The organism is Neoroseomonas marina, assembly GCF_012927745.1.
GTDB classification, from domain to species: Bacteria; Pseudomonadota; Alphaproteobacteria; order Acetobacterales; family Acetobacteraceae; genus Neoroseomonas; species Neoroseomonas marina.
In genome coordinates, this window is the sequence record NZ_JABBKX010000003.1 from 372,206 (window position 1) to 397,893 (window position 25,688).

At 72.6% G+C, this 25,688-nt stretch carries 28 protein-coding genes; 12 read left to right on the forward strand and 16 right to left on the reverse strand.

Features of this window, described 5'->3' with window-relative positions:
• Positions 1 to 256: 256 nt before the first annotated feature.
• Positions 257 to 3,136 carry an Rne/Rng family ribonuclease gene (locus GWK16_RS11875; RefSeq protein ID WP_170054171.1) on the forward strand — a complete coding sequence of 960 codons (2,880 nt, stop codon included), beginning with the start codon at positions 257 to 259 and terminating at the stop codon, positions 3,134 to 3,136.
• 92 nt (positions 3,137 to 3,228) lie between these two features.
• On the opposite strand, the gene GWK16_RS11880 is transcribed toward GWK16_RS11875, so the two are convergent.
• Positions 3,229 to 3,819 carry a lysozyme inhibitor LprI family protein gene (locus tag GWK16_RS11880; RefSeq protein WP_170054172.1) on the reverse strand — a complete coding sequence of 197 codons (591 nt, stop codon included), beginning with the start codon at positions 3,817 to 3,819 and terminating at the stop codon, positions 3,229 to 3,231.
• Between the two features lie 76 nt (positions 3,820 to 3,895).
• Between GWK16_RS11880 and GWK16_RS11885 the strand changes: the two genes are divergently transcribed.
• Positions 3,896 to 4,210, forward strand: coding sequence for a hypothetical protein (locus tag GWK16_RS11885; protein WP_170054173.1), 315 nt, complete (start codon positions 3,896 to 3,898; stop codon positions 4,208 to 4,210).
• Here GWK16_RS11885 and GWK16_RS11890 read toward each other — a convergent pair.
• Positions 4,207 to 4,578, reverse strand: a complete 372-nt coding sequence (locus GWK16_RS11890) for a hypothetical protein (RefSeq protein ID WP_170054174.1) — start codon at positions 4,576 to 4,578, stop codon at positions 4,207 to 4,209. The genes GWK16_RS11885 and GWK16_RS11890 overlap by 4 nt on opposite strands.
• A 133-nt stretch (positions 4,579 to 4,711) precedes the next feature.
• On the opposite strand from GWK16_RS11890, the gene GWK16_RS11895 reads away from it, so the two are divergent.
• A complete protein-coding gene (locus tag GWK16_RS11895) occupies positions 4,712 to 5,320 on the forward strand; it encodes a pyridoxamine 5'-phosphate oxidase family protein (RefSeq protein ID WP_170054175.1) in 609 nt (202 codons plus the stop codon).
• A 1-nt stretch (position 5,321) separates the two neighbouring features.
• Here GWK16_RS11895 and GWK16_RS11900 read toward each other — a convergent pair whose 3' ends face one another.
• Together GWK16_RS11900 and GWK16_RS11905 are read right to left on the reverse strand one after the other, a co-directional pair.
• Positions 5,322 to 5,834: a GNAT family N-acetyltransferase gene (locus GWK16_RS11900; RefSeq protein WP_170054176.1), complete on the reverse strand. Its 513-nt coding sequence runs from the start codon at positions 5,832 to 5,834 to the stop codon at positions 5,322 to 5,324.
• Positions 5,831 to 6,517, reverse strand: coding sequence for a DJ-1/PfpI family protein (locus GWK16_RS11905; RefSeq protein ID WP_170054177.1), 687 nt, complete (start codon positions 6,515 to 6,517; stop codon positions 5,831 to 5,833). Before GWK16_RS11905 ends, GWK16_RS11900 begins: the two co-directional genes overlap by 4 nt.
• A 62-nt stretch (positions 6,518 to 6,579) precedes the next feature.
• On the opposite strand from GWK16_RS11905, the gene GWK16_RS11910 reads away from it, so the two are divergent.
• On the forward strand, positions 6,580 to 7,326 hold the full coding sequence (locus GWK16_RS11910) for a metallophosphoesterase family protein (RefSeq protein WP_170054178.1): 747 nt from the start codon (positions 6,580 to 6,582) through the stop codon (positions 7,324 to 7,326).
• Here the strand turns inward: GWK16_RS11910 and GWK16_RS11915 are convergent.
• The 3 genes from GWK16_RS11915 to GWK16_RS11925 are packed head-to-tail and all read right to left on the reverse strand — an operon-like array spanning position 7,313 to position 9,112.
• Positions 7,313 to 7,822 carry an HPP family protein gene (locus GWK16_RS11915; RefSeq protein WP_170054179.1) on the reverse strand — a complete coding sequence of 170 codons (510 nt, stop codon included), beginning with the start codon at positions 7,820 to 7,822 and terminating at the stop codon, positions 7,313 to 7,315. The two genes, GWK16_RS11910 and GWK16_RS11915, sit on opposite strands and share 14 nt — an antisense overlap.
• Entirely contained in the window at positions 7,819 to 8,391 is a 573-nt protein-coding gene (locus GWK16_RS11920) for a TIGR04282 family arsenosugar biosynthesis glycosyltransferase (protein ID WP_211187332.1), read from the reverse strand. Before GWK16_RS11920 ends, GWK16_RS11915 begins: the two co-directional genes overlap by 4 nt.
• A 31-nt stretch (positions 8,392 to 8,422) precedes the next feature.
• Entirely contained in the window at positions 8,423 to 9,112 is a 690-nt protein-coding gene (locus GWK16_RS11925; protein WP_170054181.1) for a TIGR04283 family arsenosugar biosynthesis glycosyltransferase, read from the reverse strand.
• 117 nt (positions 9,113 to 9,229) lie between these two features.
• Here GWK16_RS11925 and GWK16_RS11930 point away from each other — a divergent pair, with 117 nt between their 5' ends.
• Positions 9,230 to 10,381, forward strand: a complete 1,152-nt coding sequence (locus GWK16_RS11930; protein ID WP_170054182.1) for a PA0069 family radical SAM protein — start codon at positions 9,230 to 9,232, stop codon at positions 10,379 to 10,381.
• Positions 10,382 to 10,512: 131 nt separating this feature from the next.
• On the opposite strand, the gene moaB is transcribed toward GWK16_RS11930, so the two are convergent.
• Both moaB and GWK16_RS11940 read right to left on the reverse strand, forming a co-directional pair.
• A complete protein-coding gene (gene moaB, locus GWK16_RS11935) occupies positions 10,513 to 11,052 on the reverse strand; it encodes a molybdenum cofactor biosynthesis protein B (protein ID WP_170054183.1) in 540 nt (179 codons plus the stop codon).
• A 57-nt stretch (positions 11,053 to 11,109) separates the two neighbouring features.
• Complete coding sequence (locus tag GWK16_RS11940; RefSeq protein ID WP_170054184.1) at positions 11,110 to 11,922, reverse strand: creatininase family protein; 813 nt, start codon at positions 11,920 to 11,922, stop codon at positions 11,110 to 11,112.
• Between the two features lie 83 nt (positions 11,923 to 12,005).
• Between GWK16_RS11940 and GWK16_RS11945 the strand changes: the two genes are divergently transcribed.
• Positions 12,006 to 12,935: a sterol desaturase family protein gene (locus GWK16_RS11945; protein ID WP_170054185.1), complete on the forward strand. Its 930-nt coding sequence runs from the start codon at positions 12,006 to 12,008 to the stop codon at positions 12,933 to 12,935.
• A gap of 3 nt (positions 12,936 to 12,938) precedes the next feature.
• Here the strand turns inward: GWK16_RS11945 and GWK16_RS11950 are convergent, their stop codons facing one another.
• Together GWK16_RS11950 and GWK16_RS11955 are read right to left on the reverse strand one after the other, a co-directional pair.
• Complete coding sequence (locus GWK16_RS11950; RefSeq protein ID WP_248291315.1) at positions 12,939 to 14,738, reverse strand: lytic transglycosylase domain-containing protein; 1,800 nt, start codon at positions 14,736 to 14,738, stop codon at positions 12,939 to 12,941.
• A gap of 142 nt (positions 14,739 to 14,880) precedes the next feature.
• Positions 14,881 to 15,708: a uracil-DNA glycosylase gene (locus GWK16_RS11955; RefSeq protein WP_170054187.1), complete on the reverse strand. Its 828-nt coding sequence runs from the start codon at positions 15,706 to 15,708 to the stop codon at positions 14,881 to 14,883.
• Positions 15,709 to 15,792: 84 nt separating this feature from the next.
• Between GWK16_RS11955 and GWK16_RS11960 the strand changes: the two genes are divergently transcribed.
• From GWK16_RS11960 to GWK16_RS11970, 3 genes are read left to right on the forward strand one after another with little or no spacing between them, the layout of a single operon-like run.
• Positions 15,793 to 17,421, forward strand: a complete 1,629-nt coding sequence (locus GWK16_RS11960; protein ID WP_170054188.1) for an electron transfer flavoprotein-ubiquinone oxidoreductase — start codon at positions 15,793 to 15,795, stop codon at positions 17,419 to 17,421.
• On the forward strand, positions 17,418 to 17,648 hold the full coding sequence (locus GWK16_RS11965; protein ID WP_170054189.1) for a hypothetical protein: 231 nt from the start codon (positions 17,418 to 17,420) through the stop codon (positions 17,646 to 17,648). Before GWK16_RS11960 ends, GWK16_RS11965 begins: the two co-directional genes overlap by 4 nt.
• 25 nt (positions 17,649 to 17,673) lie before the next feature.
• Positions 17,674 to 18,282, forward strand: coding sequence for a glutathione S-transferase family protein (locus GWK16_RS11970; protein WP_170054190.1), 609 nt, complete (start codon positions 17,674 to 17,676; stop codon positions 18,280 to 18,282).
• 56 nt (positions 18,283 to 18,338) lie between these two features.
• On the opposite strand, the gene GWK16_RS11975 is transcribed toward GWK16_RS11970, so the two are convergent.
• Entirely contained in the window at positions 18,339 to 18,962 is a 624-nt protein-coding gene (locus tag GWK16_RS11975) for a Tat pathway signal protein (protein ID WP_170054191.1), read from the reverse strand.
• A gap of 96 nt (positions 18,963 to 19,058) precedes the next feature.
• Between GWK16_RS11975 and GWK16_RS11980 the strand changes: the two genes are divergently transcribed.
• Together GWK16_RS11980 and dctP are read left to right on the forward strand one after the other, a co-directional pair.
• Positions 19,059 to 19,721: an acetyltransferase gene (locus tag GWK16_RS11980; protein WP_170054192.1), complete on the forward strand. Its 663-nt coding sequence runs from the start codon at positions 19,059 to 19,061 to the stop codon at positions 19,719 to 19,721.
• Entirely contained in the window at positions 19,718 to 20,677 is a 960-nt protein-coding gene (gene dctP, locus GWK16_RS11985) for a TRAP transporter substrate-binding protein DctP (RefSeq protein ID WP_170054193.1), read from the forward strand. Before GWK16_RS11980 ends, dctP begins: the two co-directional genes overlap by 4 nt.
• 4 nt (positions 20,678 to 20,681) lie before the next feature.
• Here the strand turns inward: dctP and GWK16_RS11990 are convergent, their stop codons facing one another.
• From GWK16_RS11990 to GWK16_RS12000, 3 genes are all read right to left on the reverse strand, one after another.
• Complete coding sequence (locus tag GWK16_RS11990) at positions 20,682 to 21,572, reverse strand: fumarylacetoacetate hydrolase family protein (protein WP_211187334.1); 891 nt, start codon at positions 21,570 to 21,572, stop codon at positions 20,682 to 20,684.
• A gap of 74 nt (positions 21,573 to 21,646) precedes the next feature.
• Entirely contained in the window at positions 21,647 to 22,624 is a 978-nt protein-coding gene (locus GWK16_RS11995) for a M14 family metallopeptidase (protein ID WP_170054194.1), read from the reverse strand.
• A gap of 182 nt (positions 22,625 to 22,806) precedes the next feature.
• Positions 22,807 to 24,264 (reverse strand): M81 family metallopeptidase, encoded by a 1,458-nt coding sequence (locus GWK16_RS12000; protein WP_170054195.1) that lies wholly within the window; start codon positions 24,262 to 24,264, stop codon positions 22,807 to 22,809.
• A 116-nt stretch (positions 24,265 to 24,380) separates the two neighbouring features.
• Here GWK16_RS12000 and GWK16_RS12005 point away from each other — a divergent pair, with 116 nt between their 5' ends.
• Positions 24,381 to 24,893, forward strand: coding sequence for a hypothetical protein (locus GWK16_RS12005; protein ID WP_170054196.1), 513 nt, complete (start codon positions 24,381 to 24,383; stop codon positions 24,891 to 24,893).
• On the opposite strand, the gene ypfJ is transcribed toward GWK16_RS12005, so the two are convergent.
• Positions 24,840 to 25,688 (reverse strand): KPN_02809 family neutral zinc metallopeptidase, encoded by an 849-nt coding sequence (gene ypfJ, locus GWK16_RS12010; RefSeq protein ID WP_170054197.1) that lies wholly within the window; start codon positions 25,686 to 25,688, stop codon positions 24,840 to 24,842. The genes GWK16_RS12005 and ypfJ overlap by 54 nt on opposite strands.

Here is a 25,688-nt window from a genome sequence, read left to right on the forward strand (position 1 = left end):
CGCCGGGCATGCCGCATCGCCATGCCGGCCCGCCTGCGCCTGTGACCGCCGCATCGCGGCCGTCCAAGGGCTACCGGGGCAGAGACCAGGCGCGCCCACCCAGGGCCCGCACCGCGCCGCGCGCGGCGCCGGGCCCGCCGAGCGAGGACGTTCGCCGCCGCATGCCTGAGGACGCAGCGCCGCGATTCCGTCTCCGCCCGGGCCCCGCCAATTCCTTGCGCCGCCGGCCCCGCCGCGGCGCGGAGCACCGACGCCCATGACCAAGCGCATGCTGATCGACGCATCCCACCCCGAAGAAACACGGGTGGTGGTGCTGGACGGCAACCGCGTCGAGGAATTCGACCTCGAAACCGCCACCCGGAAGCCTCTCAAGGGCAACATCTACCTGGCCAAGGTGGTGCGGGTGGAACCCAGCCTGCAGGCCGCCTTCGTCGAGTACGGCGGCAACCGCCACGGCTTCCTGGCCTTCGGCGAAATCCATCCTGACTACTACCAGATCCCGATCGCCGACCGGCAGCGCCTGATCGAGATGCAGGCCGAGGAAGCCCGCGCCGAGGATGAGGCCGACCTTCCGCCGGAATCCGCGATGGACCGCGCCGCGGCATGGAACGGCGAAGGCAGCGAGGCCTGGACCAACGGGGACGAGCACCCGCCCGCCGACGCCGCGGCCCCCCCCGCCGAGGGCGAGACCGCCGTCGAAGGCCCCGCATCCGAGGAAGGGCCGGCGACCGAGGCTGCCTCCGACGACGCGCCCGCCCTGGCCGCCCAGCCCCTCGAGATGGCGGACGACCGCATCGCCGGCGCCCCGGATGCGGGCCAGCCCGTCGAGGAGGCCATCGAGGCGCAGGCCGAGGATGCCGAAGACCACGGCCGCGTCGAGAGCCTGCCCGCCGAGGACGCCCCGCCCCCGCCCGAGACCATCGGCGGCGAGGACCTGCCGGCCGAAGGCGAGGAGGAGCGCCGCGAGCGCCGCATCCCGCCGAAATTCCTCCGCCACTACAAGATCCAGGAAGTGATCAAGCGTCGGCAGATCATGCTGGTGCAGGTCGTCAAGGAAGAACGCGGCGGCAAGGGCGCGGCGCTGACCACCTACATCTCGCTGGCCGGCCGCTTCTCGGTGCTGATGCCGAACTCGCCGCGCGGCGGCGGCGTGTCGCGCAAGATCACCTCGGCCGCGGACCGCAAGCGGCTGCGCGAGGTGGTGGAGGAGATGAACCTCCCCGACGGCATGTCGCTGATCGTGCGCACCGCCGGCGCCCAGCGTCCGAAGCCCGAGATCAAGCGCGACTGCGAATACCTGCTGCGCCTGTGGGACAACATCCGCGAACGGACGCTGGCCTCCACCGCGCCGGCGCTGATCTACGAGGAAGCGGACCTCATCAAGCGTTCGATCCGCGACGTCTTCGGCCGCGACATCGAGGAGGTGATCGTCGAGGGCGACGACGCCTACAGCCAGGCGCGCGAGTTCATGCGCATGCTGATGCCGGCCAATTCCGGCAAGGTGCGGATGCACCGCGACGCGCTTCCGCTGTTCGCCCGGCACAACGTCGACGCGCAGCTCGACGCGATGCATTCGCCGGTCTGCCAGCTCAAGTCCGGCGGCTACATCGTCATCAACCAGACCGAGGCGCTGGTCGCCATCGACGTGAACTCGGGCCGCGCCACGCGCGACCGGCACATCGAGGACACCGCGCTGCGCACCAACCTCGAAGCCGCGGACGAGATCGCCCGCCAGCTTCGCCTGCGCGACCTCGCGGGCCTCATCGTCATCGACTTCATCGATATGGAGTCGTCGAAGCATGACGGGATGGTCGAGCGGCGCCTGAAGGAAGCGCTCAAACACGACCGTGCGCGCATCCAGGTCGGGCGGATCAGCCATTTCGGCCTGCTCGAGATGTCGCGCCAGCGGCTGCGCCCCTCGATCGCCGAGCAGACCTTCGTCACCTGCCCGCACTGCCAGGGCCGCGGCCTGGTCCGCAGCGTCGACAGCAGCGCGCTGCAGGTGCTGCGCGCGATCGAGGAGGAAGGGGCGAAGCGCCGCGCCTCCGAGATCATGGTGCGCGTCGCGGCACCGGTCGCACTGTGGCTGCTGAATCGCAAGCGTGACCGCCTCGCCGAGCTCGAGGCCCGCTTCGGCATGACCGTGCTGTTCGAGCCCGACGACACGCTGATGCCGCCGGCCTTGAAGATCGAGCGCCTGCGCGCCGCCGAGCCCGGCTTCGTCCCCGCCGCGCCCACCGCGCTGCGCATGGACTACGCGCCCGAGCCCGTCGAGGCGGAGGAGGAGGTCGAGGACGCCGAGGCGGCCGCGGAGGAATCCGAGGACGCGCCGCGCCGCGCCGAGGGCGGCGAGGATGCCGGCCGCCGCCGCCGCCGCCGCCGCCGCCGTGGCGGACGCCGCGAGGAGGGCCGCGAGACCCCGGCCGGAACCGAGGCGGAGATCGAGGCCGAGCTCGCCGCCGAGGGCGATGTCGAGGGCGAGCCCGAGGCGGAACCCGAAGCCGAGGCGGAAGCCGCGCCGGCCGAGGGCGAGGACGCCACCGAGGCCGCGGCTGCCGACAGCGCGGATGCCGATGGTCGTCGCCGCCGTCGCGGTCGCCGTGGCGGCCGCCGCCGGCGCGAGGACGGCAGCGCTCCCGAAGCGTCCGAGGCCGAATCGGAGGGCGAGGCCCCTGCCCCGGCGCCCGCACCGGCCGCGCGCGCGGCCCGCTACACCGGCCCGACGCCTGCCGATCCCTTCGCGGGCCAGATCGACGACATCTTCGAGGCGATGGAAGCCGCGGAAGCCGCCGCCGAGCGTGCGGCAACCGCGCGCCCGGCCCGCGCCGCCGCGGCCGTCGCCGAAGCGGTGGTGACCGAGACGGCCGCGCCTGCCCCGGCCGAAGCCCCGGTTGCCGAGGCGCCGCCCATGGCCGCCGAGGAGGGGCCCGAGCCCCCCGTGGCTGCCGCGCCCGAGCCGGAGCCACTGCCCGCGGCCGCCCCCGAGCCCATCACTGCCGCGACGCCGGAACCGGCCCCTGCGCCCGAGCCTGTCGCGTCGGCCGAACCCGTCGTGGGTGCGGCGGTGCAGCCTGTGGTCCTCGGCACCGGCACCGACGCCGCGCTGCCGAAGCGCCAGGGCTGGTGGCGCCGCTGACGAGGGCGCGCCGCGACGGCTGATCCGTTGCGGCGCTGTCCTCCTGCGCACGACGCCCCCGGTCAGGCTGCCACGCCTGACCGGGGCGCGCCTCAGGGCTGATCCGCCGAGGCCGCGGCGATCCCGAGCCAGATCTCGTCCCGTTGCCGCTTGAGTTCGAGCGCCCGCAGGGCCGTCTGCTCGAGCCGGCAGGCCAGGCGATGCGCCTCCGCGTCGCCCGGCGCGGACAGCAAGCCTTCGGCGATGCAGGCCGCGTCGCGATAGGCGAGGAAGGCGCGCTGCGCGCGGCGGAGCGGTTCCTGCGCCTCCGGCGTCGCGAGCAGGCCCGTCTCGCGCAGCCAGCGGTCCATCTGTCCCTGCCAGATCGTCGTCTCCGCCTGGGTGCAGAGCGTCAAGGAATTCGGCCGGTCAGGCATCGTCGGCAGGCGCGCGGCGAGCAGGCTTTCGCTCGCCTCACCCTGGCAGGCCAACACGATCCGCCAGGCGCAACGCCCGAAGGCGGCGCGGGGCGGATGCGCCTGGGCTGTCAGGACGCAGGCCTCGATCCAGGCGCGTTCCGCCGGACGCGGCCGGGCCGGATCGGGCGCCCCGCGCCGCGCCTGCGCGGCCGCCGCGGCAGGCAGCAGCAGCAGCGCGAGCGCCATCGCCACCCACGCCCCTGCGCATCCGGCGCGGCCGTCCATCCTCCGATCTCCCTCGCAGCTGCGGTCAACGCGGCGTTCATCCCCGGCGCGCCATTCTCGCGCATCCATGCGCCCGATGCTTGCCCTTCTCGTCGGACTGACGACCACGCTGCCCGCAGCGGCATCCGCCGACGATGCCGCGGCGCGGCTCTGCACCGCGCGCTTCATCGCGGGCGATCCGCTGCCGCTCGAACACCGCCTCGTCGGGATGCTGGCCGGGGGCGGCTGCACGGCGGGCGACCTGCTGCATTTCGTCTTCGCGGGGGATGGGGTGGCGGCCGCGGCCGTCGCCGCCCGCCATTGCCGCTTCGACCGCCCGGTGCTGCTCGATCGCGGTGCCGAGACGCATCTCGTCTGCGTCTGGGAGGGCGTGATGCGGAACGCCCGCTAGCCCGAGGCTTGCCGTTCCGCCCGCCGCAACACCGCGCAGAGCCGCGAGAAGGCGAGCCAGAACGCCCCATGTTCCGGCGCCTGGTCCGGCCGCGCGCCGAAGGCGGGCTCTCCGCGGCGGAGCAGCGGCAGCCGCGCCTCGTAGCGGCCGCGCATGTTCTCGAGGAACGCCGCCGTGGCCGCGAGGTAGCCTTCGAGCATCTCGGTCGCGATCTCGATTTCGGCGCGCGCGCGGCCCTCGGTGGTGAAGCGCTTGAGGCCGCGGCTCTCCTCGACCAGAGCGAGGTGCAGGCGGTGCAACTCCTCCAGCCGCGCCAGCATGCGGGTGCGGGCCTCGCGGTCCGGGTCGCCGGTCGGGGTCTGGGTCATGGCGCGCCTCCCGCCAGCCAGGATCGCGGGTCGCCATGAAGCTTCGGTGAACGGGGATGGCCGGCGCACTCCTCCGGCTACCGTCGCCCCGATCCGGGGCGTAAGCGGGCAGGATCGGACGGGAGCCCAGACCATGCGGATCGACAGCATCGAAGCGCTGGAGGCCATCTACGGCACGCCGAACCTCGCCTCGACCGCCAAGGTCACGGACCGCGTCACCCCGCACTACCGCGAGTTGATCGAGGCTTCGCCCTTCCTGGTGCTCGCGACCGCGGGGCCGGAGGGGCTCGACGCCTCCCCGCGCGGAGACGCGCATGGGCTGGTGCGGATCGAGGACGAGCGGACGCTGCTGCTGCCAGACCGGCGCGGCAACAACCGCGCCGACAGCCTGCGCAACATCGTCCGCGACCCGCGGGTCGGGCTGCTGTTCCTGATCCCGGGCTCGGGGACGACGCTGCGGGTGAACGGGCGGGCGCATCTGTCGGTCGATCCGGCGCTGCTCGCCTCCTTCGCCGTCGACGGCGCGGCGCCGCGCTCGGTCATCGTGGTCGACGTCGAGGAGATCTACTTCCAATGCGCCCGCGCCGTGATCCGTGCCGGGCTTTGGGATATCGCGCGCCAGGCCGCGCCGGGCAGCCTGCCGACGCCGGGGCAGATCCTCGCGACGCTGAGCGAGGGCGCGACGGGCGGCGACACCTATGACCGCGAATGGCCGGCCCGCGCCGCGAAGACGATGTGGTGAGTCAGGCGCGGTCGAGCACGTAGCGCCGCGTGACGATGCCGAAGATCACGACCTCGCCCACGAAGGCGAGGCCCGTCTTCTCGAGCACCCGGCGCGAGGCGAGGTTCGCGGGCGCCGCATAGCCGACCACGGAGGCGAGACCGAGGCTGCCGAAGGCGAGATCCCGCGCCGCCGCGGCGACCTCGCTCGCGATGCCGCGCCCCCAGGCGGCCCGCGCAAGCATGTAGAGGATCTCGGTCTCGTTCCCGTGGTCCGGCAGGGCGCGCAGCCCGCCATGGCCCAGCAGCGCGCCGGTCGCGCGATCCTCGAGCGCCCAGGGGCCATAGCCGAAGCGTGGCCAGTCATTGGCGAAGTCGGGGACGAGCCGCGCAGCGTCCTCCGCCGCCATCGCCGCCCGCGCCATGCCGCCGGGCATGTGGCGCATCACCTCGGGATCGGCGCGGATCGCCGCATAGGCCGGGATATCGGCCTCCACGAAGGGGCGGAGCCGCAGCCGCGCCGTCTCGAGGATCATCCGAGCCGCGCGGCGACGCGACCGACCAGCGCCTCCCGTTCCGCGCGCATCCCCGCCCCGCGCGCCTTGGCCGTGGCGAGCACCTGGGCCGGCGCCGTCTCGGGCGATCCGGCCTCGAAGGGCGGGGCCGGGGCGTATTCGATCTGCAGTTGGATCGCCTGCGCGGCCTCGGGTGAGAGCAGGTCCGCCACCAGGGCGAGGGCGAAGTCGATCCCCGCCGTCACGCCGCCGCCCGTCACCACGCGCCCGTCGCGCACCCAGCGCGCATGGACGGGCTCGGCGCCGAGCGCGGCGAGGAAGTCGTGGCTAGCCCAATGCGTCGTCGCCCGCACGCCCTTGAGCAGCCCCGCCGCCCCCAGCACCAACGCGCCGGTGCACACCGAGGTCACGAAGCGCGCGCCCTTCGCCTGGGCGCGGAGGAAGGCGAGCACCTCCTCGTCCTCCATCAGCGCCGCCACGCCAGGCCCGCCGGGCACGCAGAGGATGTCGAGCTGCGGACAGGTCGCGAAATCGGTGTCCGGCAGCATGGTGAGGCCGGTATCCGCGCGCACCGCCTCCTTCGTCTTCCAGACGAGGTGCACCTGGCCGCCGGGCACGCGGGAGAACACCTCGAAGGGCCCGGTCATGTCGAGCTGCGTGAGCCGGGGGAACAGCAGCAGGCCGAAGCGGAGCGGCGTGGTCATGGCGTTGGTCCTCCTGCACGGCAGGCTCGCACGCGGCGCGGCGCGGGCCTAGGCTCGAGCGCATGCGGCTCGCGGTGATCTCCGACATCCACGGCAACCTGCTGGCGCTCGAGGCGGTGCTGGCGGACATCGAGGGGCGCGGCGTCGACGCGATCGTGAACCTCGGCGACTGCGTCACCAGCCCGCTCTGGCCGAAGGAGACCTTCGAGCGGCTGGGCGAGCTCGACCTGCCCACGGTGCGCGGCAACCATGACCGCTGGATCGTCGAGATGCCGGAGGCGAAGCTCTCCCCAGCCGGCCGCTTCGCCCGCGCGGCGTTGAGCGAGGCGGAACGCGCCGCGCTGCACGCCCTGCCCCCGATGCTCGAGGTCTCGCCCGACATCCTCGCCGTGCACGGCACGCCGGCGGACGACAGCACCTACCTGCTCGAGGATGTGATGGACGGGCGGCTGGCCCCGGCGGCGCGCGCAACCGTCGCGGCCCGGCTCGGTGCCGCCGCGCGGCCGGGCGGGGTGGTGCTGTGCGGGCACAGCCATCGCCAGGCCGTGGTGCAGGGGCCCGAGGGCTGCCTGGTGCTGAACCCCGGCAGCGTCGGCTGCCCCGTCTTCGCCGACAACCCGGCGGCGCCGACGCTCGAACACCGGTCGCCCCATGCGCGCTACGCCATCCTGACGCGGCGGCGCGGCGCCTGGGGCGCGGAGCTAATGGCGCTCGACTACGACTGGCACGCCGCGGCGCGCCGGGCTGCGGCGAATGGGCGCGAGGACTGGGCGGTCGCGATGGTGACGGGCGCCGTCAGCCCGGCCTGAGCGTCCCGCGCAGGCCGAAACGGGGCCAGGGTCCGGTGCCCCAGGGCGACGGCGCGTTGTTCGCCATCCAGGCGACGAGGAACAGCGTCGCCAGCCCCGGCAACAGAGGCGCGAGCAGGAAGTCCCAGTCGGCGCCCTCGGCGAAGACGACGACCGGGTTGGCGCCGGCCGGCGAATGGATGGTGCGCGTCACCGACATCACCGCGAGCGCGGTGCCGACCGCGAAGGCGATCCAGAGCGCGAGCGGCCCGCCGAATGTCGCGTGGCCCACGCGAAAGGCCAGGCCGGTGATGGTGGCAAGCAGATGGCCGCCGATGAAGGAGCGCGGCTGCGCCATGATCCCACGCGGCATGCCGAACAGGATGACGCAGGACCCGCCGAGCGAGGGCAGCAGCCAGGGATGCTGCGTGAAGGACAGCGCGTGGTTGGCCAGCAGCAGTGCGCCGGCGGTGCCGAAGATCTGCACCGCGATGCGGCGGGGTGGCGGTGGCTTCATCGGGGCCCTCCGATGGCGGCAAGGTCCTCCGCCGTGTCGACGTCGCGCCGCCTGTGCAGCAGCACGACGCGGCGGCCGGTGAAATTGGCGAGCGTGTCGGCAAGGGCATGCGGGCTCGACCACCGCGCCCCGGCGAAGGGCCGCGCGGGCCGGCGCGGGCCGAGCCCGACCAGCCAGTAGCCGCCATCCTCGGCCGGGCCGAAGACGGCATCCGCCCGCCCGAGCGCGCGGAAGGCGGCGGCGATGTCCGCGGGCCCGAGGCCCGGTATGTCGCTGCCGACCAGCACCGCGCATTGATACGGGCGCATCGCGCCGTCCATCCGGGCGCCGAGGTCCCCGCGGGGCTGCGCGACGCGCGGCGTCCCGCGCGGCGCGAAGCGTGACCAGTCGGCACGCGCCCCAGGCGGTGTGATGGCGAGCAGCGTCCGCCAGCGCCTGTCGCGCGCGATCGGCCGTGCCGTCGCGGCCAGGGTCGCGGTGTAGAAGCGCAGCGCCGCCCGGTCCCCGATGCCTCGTGCAAGCCGTCGTTTCACCGCGCCGAGCCGCGGCGCGCGGGCGAAGAGAATCACCGTCTTCCGTTGCATTGCAGCGCAGGACACCTCATCCGCGACGCCGCGCATAGAGGCGGGCGATGCGGTCCGGCGGCACGCCCACGAACCACAGCGCAAGGCAGGCCAGGTTGCGCGCCGATCGTCGCCACCAGCCGTCACGGCGCCAGCGCACGGCCGAGGTAACGAAGGCAGCATCGAGGGCGACGAGACGGCGCCGGCCGATCCGGCGGACCAGGTCGACGTCCTCCATGATCGGGATCGCGCGGAAGCCGCCCAGGCGTTCCAGGAAGTCCCGGCGGATCAGCAGCCCCTGGTCGCCATAGGGCAGGCCGAGGACGCGGCAGCGCCAGGCAACGGCGCGTTCCAGTCGCCGCGCCTGGGGCGCGGCGTCGTCCAGGGCGAAGCGGAAATACCCCGCGCGGTCGGCGTTGGACGGGTCGGCCATGAAGGCCTCGGCAGCCTCGCGCCAGCCTCGGCCGGGCCGCGTATCGGCATGGAGGACGAGGATCCAGGGCGCCTCGATGGCCGCGGCGCCGGCCGAAAGCTGGGTGCCGCGGCCGCGCGGAGCCGTTACGACCCGCGCGGCCGCGCGCGCGACCGCCGCCGTGCCATCCGTGCTGCCGCCATCGGCGACGACGATACCGGCGACCTGCCCGGCCAGCGCATCGAGCGTGCGCGCGAGGTTTTCCGCCGCGTTCAGCGTCGGGATGAGGGCCACGAGTTCGCCGGACGTTCTCATCCGGCGCCCCGCTCGGTTAATCCTGGATTAACCACTTGTTCCCAATCTGTTCTTGACGTCAGAGGCACGCGCGGCGAGAATGCGCAGGAACGAAATGGGAACACAGGGACCAGCGCCATGCCCGACGGCACGCCCCATCGTCTCCCCCCCATGGGTGAGGCCTTTGCCCTTCCCCCCGCCGCCCGCAAGGGCCGCGGCGCCGGCCTGAACCCTGCCATCCGCTTCGAGGCATCCTCCCGCGAGGCCTTCGACGACGGCTGGGGCACGCTCGAAGCCGCCTTCGCCGACCTGCCACCCCTGCCCACCACGCTGACCCCCGACAAGTCGAAATCCGCGCTGGCCTGGAACGAGAGCCCCGATATCGGCTTCGACCGCGCCGTGAACCCCTATCGCGGCTGCGAGCATGGCTGCGTCTACTGCTACGCCCGGCCCTCCCACGCCTATCTCGGCCTCTCCCCCGGCCTCGACTTCGAAACCCGGCTGATCTTCAAGCCCGACGTCGCCGCGCTGCTCGAAAAGGAACTTCGCAAGCCCGGCTACGATCCGCGGCCGATCGCCCTCGGGTCCAACACAGATCCCTACCAGCCCGTCGAGCGCACCCTGAAGCTGACGCGCGCGGTGCTGGAAGTGCTCGATCGCTTCAACCACCCGGTCACCATCGTGACCAAGTCCGCGGGCGTGCTGCGCGACCTCGACATCCTCGCGCCGATGGCGAAGCGCAACCTGGCGCGGGTCTGCCTGTCGATCACGACGCTCGATCCGCGCCTCGCGCGCATCATGGAACCCCGCGCCGCCTCCCCCGAGCGGCGCCTCGCCGCGGTGCGCGACCTCGCCGCCGCGGGCGTGCCGGCCGCGGTGCTCGCCGCGCCGATGATCCCGGGGGTGAACGACGCGGAACTCGAGACCATCCTCGAACGCGCAGCCGCCGCCGGCGCAAGCCATGCCGGCTACGTGCTGCTGCGCCTGCCGCTCGAGATCAAGCAGCTGTTCGAGGACTGGCTCGCCCGCCACATGCCGGACCGCGCCGCACGCGTGCTCTCGCTGATCCGCCAGACGCGCGGCGGCGCGCTGTATGACAGCCGCTTCGGCGTGCGCCAGAAGGGCACGGGGGCTTACGCCGACCTGCTCGCGCAACGCTTCGCGGTCGCCGCACGCCGGCTGAACCTGGAACGCCGCGGCGGCGGGGTGGGCAACCTCGACTGCACGCAGTTCCGCGTGCCGGATGCAGCGGGGAAGGCACCGCAGACGGCGCAGCTGGCGCTGTTCTGAGCGGAGCACGGAGAGGGGCCTTGCCCCTCTCCGGACCTCACCCCACCAAAGGCCAAAGGGCCTTTGGAAACCTCGAGATTCATCGGGGAATTGGAGGGACGGCGCCCTCCCCCGTCCGCGCCGGACCAGCCTCACGCCGCCTTCAGGTGTTCCTTCAGCCGCGGCATCAGCTCGACCAGGTTGCAGGGCCGGTGCCGGCTGTCGAGCTGGAACTTCAGGATGTCGTCCCAGGCGTCCTTGCAGGCGCCGGTCGAGCCCGGCAGCGCGAACAGGTAGGTCCCGTCCGCGACGCCGCCGAGCGCGCGCGACTGCATCGTGGAGGTGCCGATCTTCGCGTAGCTCAGCATCCGGAACAATTCGCCGAAGCCTTCGATTTCCTTCTCGAGCACGCGCTTGAAGGCTTCCGGCGTGACGTCGCGGCCGGTGATGCCGGTGCCACCGGTCGTGATGACGCAGTCGACGGCGGGATCGGCGATCCAGCGGCGCAGCGTGGCCTCGATGAGGTCGGCCTCGTCCTTCACGATCTCCCGCGCGACGCAATGGTGGCCGCCGGCGTCGATGCGGTCCTGCAGCGTCTGGCCGGAACGGTCGGTCGACAGGTCGCGCGTGTCGCTCACGGTGAGCACGGCGATGTTCACCGGCAGGAAGGGAAGGGATTCGTCGATCGGCATGGCGTCCTCCGCGGATCGTGCCTCACCATGGGCGTGCGGGGGCCGCGCCGCAACGGTTCACCCCCCGCGCGCGGCGCGGATCTGGGCCACCGCCGCGGCGATGCGCATCGCGAGCAGCGCCTCCCCCCGCGCAACCGAGGCGCGGGACGGATCGCCGGTCGCGCCCGTGGCGGCCAACGCCTCGGCCCCCGCCGGCAGGCGGGAGAGGCGCACGCCCGCCGGATGCACCGACATCAGCTCGGAGGTGTCCTCGATCCCGGCATGGGTGCCGATGGTCGCGTCGGTCTCGCCTTGCTGCTTCAGCCAGGCATCCTGCTCGGCGATCGACGTGTAGTAGCGGTCGACCGCCACGACCCGCACGCCCTGACGTCGCCATTCCGCGGTCAGGCGTGACGCGACGGTCGCCTGCGGCCGCTGGCTGCCGCCATGGTCGCCGATGAAGCAGATCAGCCGGAAGCCGGATCCGCGCAGGCTGCGGGCGATGCCGTCGAGCATCCCGGCGAAGGCGTCCTCCGTCACGCCGATGGTGCCGGGGAAGCGCAGGTGCCCCTCCGGCGGATCGAAGCGGCCCTGCGGGGCGAAGGGCAGCACCGGCACGGTCAGCGCGTCGCCCAGTTCCTCGGCGATCCGGCGCGCGGCGTGCCGCACGATATGGTCGTGCTTGCCGAGGATCATGTGCGCACCGTTCTGCTCCAACCCTCCGCTCGGCACGATCACGGTCCGCTTGCCGGCGGCGACGGCGTCGCGCACCTCCGGCCAGGTCATGTCGGCGATGTCGAGGCTTGGCGCTGCCTCGGCCCGCGCGAAGGTGGGCCATGTGGCGGCCAGCGCCACGCCGGCCGCGAGCGCGCGGCGTCCCGGCGCGCTCACGCAGCCCGCCTGATGTGAAGACCCTTCCCAGGCGCGGGCCGAGTATGGGATTCCTGCCGCCGCATGACGATCGATCCGACGCGATGAACTGGTCCGAGTATGACCCGCTGACGGCGACCTGGAACTGGCTCGCCTCCATCCCGCACATCCTGACGGACCCGGCCTCCCCCTTCTGGTGGCCGAGCATCATCGTCGCGCTGCTCGGCCTCGGCGTCGCCGCCTGGGCGACCGGGATGAGCCTGCGCGAGGTGCGGCGCGAGGCAATGTCCTGCGGCGGCACGCGCTTCTGGAAGCAGTTGCCGGTCGATGTCGGGCTGATGGTGGTGAACTCGGCGATCCCGTTCCTGGCCGGGCCGGTGCTGCTCCTCGTCAGCGCGCTGGGCGCGACCTTCGGCTATCTGCTGATGGTCCCCGTCTTCGGCGCGCCGGAAGCCGGCGCACGCTTCGACCATCCGGCCGCCATGGTGCTGTCCGCCTTCGTCGCCTTCGTGATGGGCGACTTCGCGCTGTATTGGACGCACCGGATCTTCCATCGATTCCCGCTCCTCTGGCGCGCGCACAAGATGCACCACGTGCCCGAGATCCTGACACCCTTCACCGCCTTCCGCTTCTGGCCGCACGAACAGGTCGTCCATATCGGCGGCGCGACCTTCATGAACGGCCTTGGCCTCGGCCTGATGACGACGATGTTCGGGGCGAGCGTGACGCCGATGACGCTGCTCGGGGTGAACGCCTTCTCGCTGGTGTGGAACCTCGCCTTCGCGCATCTCCGCCACAGCCACGTCGCCCTGCCCTTCCCGCGCTGGCTGTCGCATGTGCTGGTCAGCCCGCACATGCACCAGGTCCATCATTCGGTCGAGGAACGCCACCACGACCGCAACTACGCCACTGTCTTCGCGCTGTGGGACTGGATGTTCGGCTCGCTCTACATCCCGCATCCCCGGGAACGCTTCCGCTTCGGCGTCGAGCATGCCGCCCCCGAACCCGCCGCGGTGCCCGCCGCGCCGCGATGAGGCTCAGTGCAGGGTCGCGCCGCGACGGCCAGCCTGGGCGAGCAGTTCCTCCGCCCCCACGAAGCGTGGGAAGGCGCCGCGCGCCAGCGCCTCGAGGCTCGGCGTGGGCAGGTTCAGGCGCGAAGCATAGATCCAGGAATAGGCCAGCACGCGCTGGACGTAGACCCGCGTCTCCTCGACCGGGATCGCCTCGATGAACAGGAAGGGATCGACACGGTGCCGCGCGGCGGGCAGCCATCGCGCGAGGTTGCCCGGGCCGGCGTTGTAGGCGGCGAGCAGCCGGATCAGGTCGCCCTGCACCGCCTCATGGTTCGCGAGGTAGAGCATGTAGCGCTGCCCGATCTCGAGCGAGAGGCCCGGATCATGCAGCCGCTGCGCGCCCTCGCCCCGGAAGGACGGATCGTTCGCGACGTAGGCCGCGGTTGAGGGCATGACCTGCAGCAGCCCCCGCGCGCCGGCGCGGGACACCGCCGCCGGATCGAAATTCGATTCCTGCCGGGCCATGGCGTAGAGCAGCGAGGGATCGACGCGGAACCCCTGCGCGGGTTCGAGCCGCGGCAGCGGGAAGCGCGCCAGGTCCCGCGGTCGTCCGTCCGCGCCCTGCGCCAGCCCGGCAAGCTGCGCACCGAGCGTCGTCAGCCCCGCACGCTGCGCCGTCGTCAGCATCGCCGCCAGCAGCGCCGCATTGCCACGCGCGGCGGGCCACAGCGCGCGCAGCTCGGCCTCCGCGCGGTCCTGCTGGCCGATCTGCAGCAGCGCGAGCGCGCGCCAACCGCCCGCGGTCTCGACCAGCGGCGTCACCGCCCCGTCGCCACCGCTGTCGCCCTGCCAGGCGAAGCCGGGCGCGAGGCCCAGGGCGCGCCGCGCCAGCAGCCCATGGAAGGTGCGCGGCTCCTGCGCCGCCTGCAGCATCCAGGGAACGTAGTTCTGCGGCCGGCGGGCGCGGATTGCCGCCCGCGCCGTCCAGAAGGCCGCCGAGGCGCGCACGGCGGCGGATCCGGCCTCGGCCCGCGCGGCGGTCTCGAAATAGGGCAGCGCGACCTCGTAACGGCCGAGCCCCCAGGCGGCGAGGCCCGCCGCGAAGGCCGCGCGCCCCGTGCGGTCCAGCCGGCCGCGCGCGACTTCGGAGGCCATGCGGAAGGCCGCGACGTCCTCCCCGCGGCGGAACAGCGCGAGCGCGATGTCCGCCCGCAGCGCGGCCGCGTAGGCCGGGGTCATGCCGCGCGTGCGACGGATGAGTTCCAGCGCCCCGCGCGTATCGCCCGAGGCGGCCCTTTCGCGCACGGTGCGGTCGAGCGCGGGGTTGCGGGCGAAGCCGCGGGAGGCTCCCTCGCGTTCCTCGGGAACGGCATCGCCATCCTCGGGCGAGCCGGCCTCGGCCGGCGCGGGCGGCAGCGCCGCGCCCTGCGGCGAGAGGCTTACCAGCAGGGCGTGGATCGCCGGCGCGTCAGGCAGATCGCCATGGCGGGCGAGCCAGGCGCGCGCGTCGTCGGCGCGCGGCGCCTCGGCGCCCGGCCGCAGCCAGCGATCGGCCAGGATATGGCCATCAAGGCGATGATCGCGCAGCGCCTCCTGCTCGCGCCGCGCCGCCGCCAGGTCGCCCGCGGCCTGCAACTGGAAGATGCGGACGAGCCGCGCCGCGTCCGGCGCGGCGAGGGGTCGTGGCAAGGCGACACCCGCCGTGGTGCGGGGGGCGCCTGAGGCGGTCTGGTCGGCCCGTTGCGCCGCAGCCGGGAGGGGGGCCCCGAACCACAGCGACGCGCCGACCATGGCCACGAAGGCAGGCGGGGCGCGCCGGGCCATGGGGCAGATCGCTCGCATGGCGACTCGGCAGTAACGACCGCTTTCCCCCGCGCGCAACTCCGATTGCCGAGACGAAAGCCACGCCCTGAGACGGCCTACCACGGATCAGACACTTGAGGGGCGTCCTGCAGGTCCGGTCTCGTCAACTTTCTTGCGAGGCCGCATCAAGTGTGCGCCGCAGCATGAGGAGATCCGCCCAGGCGTCGCGCTTGGCCGCCGGCGTGCGCAGCAGATAGGCCGGATGGAGCGTGGCGAGCGCCGGCACCTCGCCCAGGCCGTCCACCGCGATGCGGTGCCATTTCCCGCGCAGCCGGGTGATGCCGTCCTTCGCCCGCAGCAGCGTCTTGGCCGAGACGCCGCCCAGCATCACCACATGCCGCGGCCGCGCGAGCGCGATATGGCGCAGCACGAAGGGCAGGAACAGGTTGACCTCGGCATCCGTCGGCGTGCGGTTTCCCGGCGGCCGCCAGGGCAGGATGTTCGTGATGTAGAAGCCGCCCTCGTCCCGCTTCAGCCCGATCGAGCCGAGCATCCGGTCGAGCAGTTGCCCAGACTGGCCGACGAAGGGCCGCCCGAGCCGGTCCTCCTCCGCGCCAGGCGCCTCGCCGATGAACATCAGACGGCTTTCCGGCGCGCCGTCCGCGAAGACCAGGTTGGTTGCGGTCTCCCGCAGCGCGGAACCGTCGAAGGCGGCGATGGCGGCGCGCAGGGCGTCGAGGCTTGTGGCCGTGGCGGCGGCCTCCGCCGCGCGGGTCGCGGCTGGGCTCGCCGGCGCGGCGGGGGTGGCAGCGACGAGGCGCGGCGCGGCGGAACCGCGCGGGGGCGGCGCCGCTGCGGGTGCCGAAGCCGGAACCGGGGCCGCGGCATGCGCCGGGGACCGGTCCGGCGGCGCATCCTCCAGCGCCTCCTCCGCCCCCCAGTCCAGTTGCAGCGCCAAGGCCGCGAGAAGCGCCGCCCGATCGTGCTCCATCCCGGTCATATCGGGCCTCGCCGGGGTTCCGTGCAACCCGGCCTGCCGCTACATGGGTCCCAACAAGCGAGGGAAACTAGGCGGATGGCCGTAGAACGCGAGTCCATGGAGTTCGACGTGCTGGTGGTGGGGGGTGGCCCGGCCGGCCTCGCCGCCGCCATCCGTCTGAAGCAGCTGAATCCGGATGCGGCCGTCTGCCTGATCGAGAAGGGCAGCGAGATCGGGGCGCATACCCTCTCCGGTGCCGTGCTCGAACCCCGCGCGCTGGACGAGCTCATCCCCGACTGGCGGAACGATCCGCCGGCGCTGGCGACGCCGGCGAAGGACGACCGCTTCATGCTGCTGACGGCCACCAAGGCCTACAAGCTGCCGACGCCGCCGCAGATGCACAACGAAGGCAACTACATCGTCTCGCTGGGCAATGTGTGCCGCTGGCTCGGTGCCAAGGCCGAGGCGATGGGCGTGGAGATCTACCCCGGCTTCGCCGCCTCCGAGACCATCATCGAGGACGGCCAGGTGAAGGGCGTCGTCGCCGGCGTCATGGGCATCACGAAGGACGGCGAGGAAGGCCCGAACTACCAGCCCGGCATGGAACTGCGCGCGACCTACACGCTGTTCGCCGAGGGCTGCCGCGGATCGCTGACCAAGAAACTGACCGAGAGATACGGCCTGCGCGAGGGCGTACAGCCCCAGACCTACGGGCTCGGGATCAAGGAACTGTGGGAGATCCCGAAGGAGAACCACACGCCGGGCCTCATCTGGCACAGCACGGGCTGGCCGCTGCCGAAGGACACCTATGGCGGCTCCTGGCTCTACATGCTGGGCGAGAACCTGGTTTCGATCGGCTTCGTCGTCGGCCTCGACTACACGAACCCCTGGCTGTCGCCCTTCGAGGAATTCCAGCGCTTCAAGCACCACCCGGCCGTCGCCGAGATGCTGAAGGGCGGCAAGCGGATCGCCTATGGCGCGCGCGCGCTGAACGAGGGCGGCTTCCAGTCCATCCCGAAGCTGGTCTTCCCGGGCGGGGCGATCATCGGCGACGCCGCGGGCTTCCTGAACGTGCCGAAGATCAAGGGCACGCATACCTCGATGAAGTCCGGCATGGTCGCGGCCGAAGCGATCGCCGAGGCACTGAAGGCCGATCCGCGCCCGGCCGTGCTCGAGGCCTATCCGGCGATGCTGCGGGCGTCCTGGGTCTGGAGCGAGCTCGAGGCGGTACGCAACATCCGCCCCGGCTTCGCGAAGTTCGGCTTCTGGGGCGGCATGATCAACGCCGCGCTCGAGACCTATGTCTTCCGCGGCAAGTCGCCATGGACGCTGGCGCATCACAACGACCATTCGGTGCTGAAGAAGGCATCCGAGGCGCCGAAGATCGACTACCCGAAGCCCGACGGCGTGCTGTCCTTCGATCGCCTGTCCTCGGTGTTCCTGTCGAACACCAACCATGAGGAAGACCAGCCGGCGCACCTGAAGCTGAAGGATCCGTCGCGCTGGAAGGGGGTGAACTTCGACACCTTCGGCAGCCCGGAGAGCCGGTATTGCCCGGCCGGCGTCTATGAGGCGGTCGGCGTCGAGGAAGGCCAGCCTCGACTGCAGATCAACGCGCAGAACTGCGTGCACTGCAAGACCTGCGACATCAAGGACCCGACGCAGAACATCGACTGGTGCACACCGGAAGGCGGCGGCGGGCCGAACTACATCGGCGGGATGTGAGCGCGGCGTCCGGTCCCGGCCGGACGCATCCCGTCATCGGGGTGCTTCGCGCCGGCGTCCTGCTCGGCCTGGGATGGGTTGCCGCGGCGGGGCTGGCCTGGGCTGCCTTCGGCGTGGGCTGGGGCGTCCTGCTGCTCGTGGTCTGGGTGCTGCTGCTGCACCGGTTCCACGGGGCCTTGCAGAACCTTGCAGGCGCGATACGGAAGGAAGCCCCGCCGCGGACCTGATTCGCGGCGCCAGACGAGGAAACCCATGCTCAAGATCCACGGCGTCCCCCGCTCCCGCGCCTTCCGCTGCATCTGGGCGGCCGAGGAAGCGGGCCTCCCCTACGAGGTCGTCCCGCTCGGCTTCGCCGCCGGCTTCAAGCTCGAGCGGCCGCTCACGATCAACCCGAACAACAAGATCCCGGCTCTGGAAGACGGCTCGCTCGTGCTGTTCGAAAGCCTCGCGATCAACATGCACATCGCGCGCAAGGCCGGCGCACCGCTGATGCCCTCGGGCGACGATGCGTCCCGGGTGGATCAGTGGACGCTCTGGGCCGCGACCGAGGCCGAGCCGCATGTCATGCGCTGGGCCTACAACGCCTTCCTGAAGCCGGAGGCCGAGCGCGTTCCGGCCGAGGCCGCCGCCGGCAAGGAAGCGCTCGATGCCCGCCTCGCGGTGCTCGAGGCCGAGCTCGCCAGCCGCCCCTACCTGGTGGGCAAGGACTTCACGGTGGCGGACCTGAACCTCGCCTCCGTGCTCTACGGCTCCTGGCTCAATGGCTACGACTACACACGCTTCCCCAAGGTCAAGGCCTGGCTCGACGCCTGCCTCACCCGGCCGAAGGCGCTGGCGGCGCGCAAGCAGCGCGAAGGCTGACCGAGTGTCCGGGAATGTGCGTTGCGGCGCATTCCCGGCACCGGCGCCTGCCCCGCCTACCGCCAGACGTATTCGCGGATGGAGCAGGTCTCGACGTTGCGCTGTTCCATGATGCGCCCGTCCATGAAGACGATACGCATGTCCGCCGTGCAGACGCCGGTGCGCGGCAGGGTGATCGGCATCGCCGCGCCGCTCGGCAGGATCTGGCGGGCGCCGAGGCGATCCCGCCCCCAGTTCCGCTCAGTGGTCAACGAGACATAGATCTCGCGGATCGCTTCGCCGGTCCGGTTGACGAAGGTGAAGGACGGGTTCGGCGCCTCGGCCTGGCGCGGCGGCGGCGGGGCCGGCGTCGGCGCCGAGACATCCGGCCCGAAGACGATGCGCGTCAGCGTGCAGGCATGCACGCCGAGATGCCCGTCCTCCGTCCCGTCGGCGAAGCGAACGCGGATGTCGAGGTAGCAATCCGCGAAGGTGGGTTCGACCCAGACCTGCATCCCCGGCGCGACCGGTCCGCGCGTCAGGATGTTCGGCCCCCACTCCTGGACCCGCGATGGGGAGACATTGGCCGCGACGATCGGCTGGCCCGTGTTGTTCTGCAGCCAGAAGCGGTTCTGCGCCGCGGCCGGGCCCGTTCCGGCGAGGAGCCCGGCGAGCACGGCCAGGGCGGCGAGGATGCGCATGTCGTCACTCTCCCGATCGGGGACGCGCCCATCATAGCCGAGACGTCGCGGCAGGGTGATGGCGGCGCGGCACCCGCATGGCATGCTGCGGGGGAGATGGACACGACGAAGGCGGAAACGCGGCCCCGCATCCTGGTGCTGGGCGCGGGCGGGCATGGCAAGGCGGTGCTCGACCTGCTGCTGGCGGGCGGGGAATGGCAGCCCGCAGGCGTCGTCGACGCGACGCCGCGCGTCGCTTCGGTGCTCGGCATCCCCGTGCTCGGGGACGAGGCGCGGCTGGTCCCGCTGCGCGCCGCGGGCATCGGGGCGGCGCATCCGGCGATCGGGCACAACGGCCACCGGACGGCCGCCGGGGCGCGGCTGCTGGCCGCGGGATTCGCCCTGCCCGTGCTGCGTCATCCGAGCTGCGTCATCGGTCATGGCGCGGCGCTGGGCGACGGCAGCGCGATCTTCGCCCGCGCCGTCATCGGGCCCGAGGCGCGGCTCGGGCGGCTCGTGCTGGTGAACACCGGGGCCATCGTCGAGCATGACTGCATCGTCGAGGACGGCGCGCATATCGCGCCCGGCGCGGTGCTCGCCGGCGGCGTACGCGTCGGCACGGGCGCGCTGGTCGGCGCGGGTGCCGTGATCCGCCCTGGCGTGACCATCGGCGCCGGGTCCATCATCGGCGCCGGTGCGGCGGTGCTTACCGATGTGCCGGCGGGCGTGACCGTCGCCGGCGTGCCCGCACAGCCCCTGCCGGAGCGACCCCCCGCATGATTCCGACGCGTCGCCTTCTTCTCGCCCTCCCTGCCCTCGCCACCGCCGCGCGGGCGCAGGCGCCCGGGGCGCGCGTCGCGACGGAGTATCCGGCGACCTCCATCCCCGGCGAGGGTGTGCTGCATTTCGCCGCAGCCATGACGGCGCGCGGCGTGCCCATCACGGCGGCGACCGACGGGCCTGACGGCTACCGTTCGGCCGCCGCGCTGGACGTTCTGGCGGCCACGCGTTTCGCGGCGGTCGATGCCTTCGCGGGCGCGCTCGGCGGCGTGAACCCGGTGTTCCTGCTCTCCTCCCTGCCCTTCCTCACCGCCTCGCATGCCGATGCGGCGCGGCTGAAGGACCTGGCGCGGCCGGCCTATGCGGCGGCGGTGGCGCCGCGCGGGGCTGAACTGCTCTGGACCACGCCCTGGCCGCCTTCGGGCCTGTGGTCGCGCCGGCCCGTCACCGCGCCGGAGGATCTGCGCGGTTTGCGCGTGCGGACCTATGACGCGACCGGCACCGAGGTGCTGCGCGCCGCGGGTGCGGAGGCCGAGGTGCTCTCCTTCGCCGAGGTCGAGGCGCGGCTCGCCGCCGGGACCCTCGATGCCGTGCTGTCCTCGGGCGATGGCGGCGCGGGGCGGCGGCTGTGGCGCTGGCTGCCGAACTTCACCGAGCTGAACTACGCCTGGCCGCTGTCGCTCGCCTTCGCCTCGCAGGCGTGGCTGGCCACGCTGACGGATGCGCAGAAGCAGGCGGTGCGCGACGCCTCGGCCGAGACCGAGGCGCGGCAGTGGCAGGCCATCGTCGGGCGGCTGGACGCGAACCGCCGCACCATGCGGGAGAACCAGGTCGCCATCCACGAGATGACGGCGCCCCTTCAGGCGGCGCTGCGCAACGCCGCCTCGGGCGCCATCGAGGCCTGGTCGGCGCGGGCGGGCGAGGCACGGAACATCCTCGCCGCCTATCGCGCCTGAGGGATCAGCCGGCGATCCTGTTCGTGAGGACGCCGATCCCCTCGATCTCGAGCTCCATCAGGTCGCCCGGCTTCAACGTCTGCGGCGGCTGCATGGCGTAGCCGACGCCCTCCGGCGTGCCGGTCATGATGACGTCGCCTGGCAGCAGGGTGAAGCCGGCCGAGAGCTGGTGGATGATCTCCTTCACGTCGAAGATCATCTTCGAGGTGCGCGACGATTGCCGCTGCTCGCCGTTGATCCTGCACCCGATGGCGAGGTCGGCGGCATCGAGATCCTCGCGCGGCACGATCACCGGACCGAGCGGACAGGACCGGTCGAGCGACTTGCCCTTGAACCACTGGCCGTGGCGGCGCTGCAGGTCGCGCCCGGTCACGTCGTTGCCGATGGTCCAGCCGAAGACGTGCTCGAGCGCCTTCTCCTTCGGGATGTCGCTGCCTGCCTTGCCGATGACGGCGACGAGCTCGACCTCGTAGTCGAGCCACTTCGTGACGCCCTCATGCGCGGGCACCAGGGCGTCCGGCGCGATGACGGTGTCGCCGGCCTTGGTGAAGAACTGCGGGTACTTCGGCACCTCGGACTGGGTGATGCCGCGGGTGCGGTCGCCTTCGGCCACGTGGTCCATGTAGTTGCGTCCGACGCAGAAGACGTTGCGGCGCGGGCGCGGGATCGGCGCCTGGATGGCAACGGCGGCCAACGGCAGCACCGCGCCGGCCGGCGGATTCGCCGCCAGCGCGCGGACCTGCGCGAGCATCGCGGCCCCGCCCTCGATCAGGCCGATCATGTCGCGCGCCGGCGGCATGGCGGCACCGAGGTCGAGCACGCGCCCGCCATCGAGCAGCACGCCCGCGCGGCTGCCCGCGGAATCGGCGAAGGTGATGAGCTTCAGGCCAGCCATTGGCGTTTCCCCTGCGGCGAAAGAGGCGCCACGCAAGCGCGCCCCGCGCCGGCGCGCAAGCCCCCGAGGCAAGGTCAGTCGAGGAAGCGCGCCAGCCGCACCGCGGTGTGCCCGCGCGGGACCATCGGCGTCGGCATCACCATCAGGCAGTCGTCGTGCGGGGTGCGGACCTCTTCCTCCCCGTCCATGGCGATCAGCGTGTTGCGCTGGGGGATCACCTCGCCGCCACGGAACTCCCGCAGGAAGGTGAAGTCGCGGGTCGCGGCGGTGACGGTCTGCGTCACGACCGCCCGGCGCGGCAGCGGTGCCGTGTCGATCGGCGGCAGCGGCGCGCCCGGGGCCAGCAGCGCCGTGTGGCGCAGCAACCGCGCGCAGACCTGCTCCATCCGGGTGACGGTCGCGTCCTCCCAATGCGCCCCGGCTTCCACGAGCACTGCGGCCGGCGCCGAACCGGCCTCCGAGAAGCGCGCATAGTCGATCAGCCGCCGGCCGCCGGCGTGGCCGGCGTCGGAGACCACGGTCTCCGGCAGCCCGATGGCCAGGGCGAGTTGCGCGGCCTTCTCCGTTTCGCCCGTCAGCGTCAGCGGATCGGACGGCCAGAGCATGGAATGCAGGTCGACCAGGATGTCGACCGTGTCGAACAGCGGCCGCAGTTCCCGCGCGCGGCGCAGTTCCGAGGAGCGGCGCGGACCATCGAGCACGGCGCTGTCCCAGACGCGGTTCAGGTCCTCGTCGAGGAAGCGGGTCGCGGTGGGGTCGTCCGGATCGAAGCGGGTGAAGGCGTCGAGATTGGCGAAGACCAGCGAGAGCCTGCCACGCGCCGGCCGCAACCCGGCCCGCAGCAGGCGGTCGAGGACGACCGCCCCCGCGATCTCGTTGCCATGGACGACGCAGGCGATCGCGACATGCGGCCCGGGCGCGCCCGCAGCGAAGGTCCAGGCGCCGGGTATGCCGCAGTTGCTGGCAAGCCAGCGCCGGATGTCCGGGGACCGGATGCCGACATGGAAATCCGGCAGGGCTGCGCGACGTCCTGTCGGCGGCGTGTCAGGCATGCGGAGCACCCTGACGCCGGACTCGCGGCCATTGTCCGGACTCGTGCACAGACCCCCGCATGGCGGGTTGCACTCGACTCACCGGTCGGGAGCCTGGGGCGACCATGGCCCAAGTGTATACACGTGGAGGTGATCGTCCATCCGTCGGCCCGTGATGCCCGTCACAGCGGTGTGGTTGGCGATCAGGACGCCAGCATCTCGCGCGGGACGTGGCGAAAGGGCAGCGCGGCCAGGTCGAGCGCGGCCGGCCCCGGCGTATCGCATTCCACGATGGCGGCGCAGCGGTCGCGGAACGCCGCGCGGAAATGGTTCTTCGCCTTGTTCGCCAGCAGTCGCGTCGCGCCGAGGTCGATCCCATGCAGCGCGAAGAAGGCCGGGTCGACGGCCGATTCCTTGCGCTCCGTGCAGATGATGCGGAGGTTGCCGACGCGCAGCACGCAGCTGTGGCCCAGATCCACCGGGGCGCCGCGCTCCATCGGCCCCTCATTGACGAAACGGCCGTCGGTCAGACGCTCGACCTCGGCCTCGACGATGACGTGGCGGCCAAAGGCCTCGGTGACGTTGCCCCCGAGGTGGCGCGTCAGCACCGCGCCCGGCCCTGCCTCCCGCGCCGCGGCGACGGAGGCGGGGTCGTGCAGGAAGGCGAAGACGGCCGGCACCTCGAGCCGCGCATCGACCAGCGCGCGCAGCAGGCCGGGCGTGTCGGCGATGCCGCCAGAGAGCGGATTGTCCGCCGGGTCGAGCAGCGCGACGAGCCCCGGCGGGCTCGCCAGCGCCTGGCGCAGGGCGGTGGCGGGATCGGGCAGCGTGACCGCGAAACGCGCACGACGCGCGGCGATCGCATCCGCGAGGCGCTCCGCCAGGTCGCGCGCCGCGCCGGGATCCTCGGCCCAGACCATGCCGGACGGGCCGGCATGAGGGCTGTCGCCCCAGGCGAAGCCTCCGAAGATCGAGGCGTCGAGGATCGGCGCGCGTTCCGCCGCGGCGGCCTCGGCCCACACCTCGGCCATGGGGCCGGCCTCGTGGCGCATGTGGAAGGAGTGCAGCACCATCGGCCGCTTGGCGATGTGCCCATGTGCGCGCGGCGCACCGCCGAGCTGGCGTTCGAGCAGCCGCAGCGCGCGCGCCGCCGCCGCATCCATGTCGATGTGCGGATAGGTGCGATAGGCGGAAGCGCCGTCGAGTTCCCCGGCCAGTTCGGGCGCCATGTTCGCATGGAAATCGAAGGAAGCGGTGATGGGCACGCCGCTGCCGACGATGGAGCGGATGCGCGCGACCGTGGTCGCATCCGCCTCGGGATCGGATTCCGACACGCAGGCGCCGTGCAGCGAGAGGTAGACGCCATCGAAGCGCTGCGCCTTGAGCCCGGCCTCGACCTCGGCGCGCCAGGCGCGCAGCGCGTCGTCCGTCATCGGGCCACCCGGCTGGGCGCCGATGCAGGTCAGCACCGTCGCGCGCCAGTCGGGTCGCGCGGCGAGGAAGGCATGCAGCGCGCCGAGTTCCGTCGCCGTGCCGGCGTAGCGCGCGAGGTGCGCCGGCCCGTTGCCCCATTCGCGCGATTCGAAGGCGCTGCGCGGTGTGGGGACCGGGGTGAAGGAATTCCCCTCGAACCAGAGACGGGCGACGGCGATGTGCGGCATGGGCGCGAAGCTACGGGCGCACCGCACCACGCGTCCACCCCGCCCCTTTCGCCGCCGGTCATCCGCGATAGACTTTCCCACGCGTCCATCGGGACGATGCGCGAACGAGGGCAGGCTTGAGCAGACGCGAGACCACCGACCCACGCCCCGAGCAGCCACTCGACGAGGCGTACCAGGACGCCGCCACGCGACGCGACCGGCAGGAACGCCGGGAGGCCTTCCTCAAATGGGAGCGTCAGCGCGACCTGGCCCGTTTCCGGCGCCTTCACGGCCTGACCGAAGGCACCAAGTTCGTCGCGCTGGTCGTGGGCCTGCCGCTGCTGCACTGGTACCTGATCGACGGCAGCCTGCTCTATTGGCTGACGCTGCCGATCGTCGGATTCGCGATCGTCCTCTATGTCCTGTTCAAGGGAGCCGAGGAGGGTCCCGGCGGGCGCGAGCCGAACTACTGGTCGGCCTCCTCGCTGTCCCCCGCGGTGATCGGCGTGCGCGTCATGCGCGGCCTGCGCCGCATCTTCATCCGCCCGCCGCAGGCCTGCCGGGGCCGGACCGGCAACGGCCGTTCCAGGGCCGGGTCAGAGGGCACCGCCGGCGAAGGTGTCGCAGGCCTCGAGCCGCCCGGTCTCTAGCCCGCGCCGGAACCATCGGACGCGCTGGGCCGAGGATCCGTGGGTGAAGCTCTCGGGCACCACATAGCCCTGGGACGCGCGCTGGAGACGGTCATCACCCACCGCGGCAGCCGCGTTCAGGCCTTCCTCGATGTCGCCCTTCTCGAGGATGTTCCGTGTTTCATGGGCACGCCGCGCCCACAGGCCGGCCAGGCAGTCGGCCTGGAGTTCGATGCGCACCTGCAGCGCGTTGCCGGCGGCCTCGCCGCGGCCGCGCCGCGCCTCATTCGCCTGCGACAACACGCCGAACAGATTCTGCACATGATGCCCGACCTCATGCGCGACGATGTAGGCCGCGGCGAAGTCGCCGCCGGCGCCGAGCCGCCGCTGCAGGTCCGCCATGAAGTCGAGGTCGATGTAAACCCTGCGGTCGTTGGGGCAGTAGAAGGGACCCATCTGCGCCTGGGCGAAGCCGCAGCCCGACTGCGTGGCGCCCGAGAAGAGCACCAGCGTCGGTTCCTCGTAGCGACGGCCCATGCGGGCGAACTCGGCGTTCCAGACCTGCTCGGTCTCGCCCAGCACCTGCGCGACGAAACGCCGCGCGGCGTCGTCCTCGGCCGTCATCTGGCGCTGCACGCCCGGCTGTCGCGGCGCCGGATCGCCCTGCAGCAACTCGCCCGGATCGACGCCCAGCAGCAGGGCGATCAGCAGCACCACCACGCCGCCGAGGCCGCCGCCGACGGCGATGCCGCGCCCGCCGAAGCCCTGGCCGCGGCGGTCCTCGACATTCTGGCTTTCCGGACCGTCCAGGCGCAT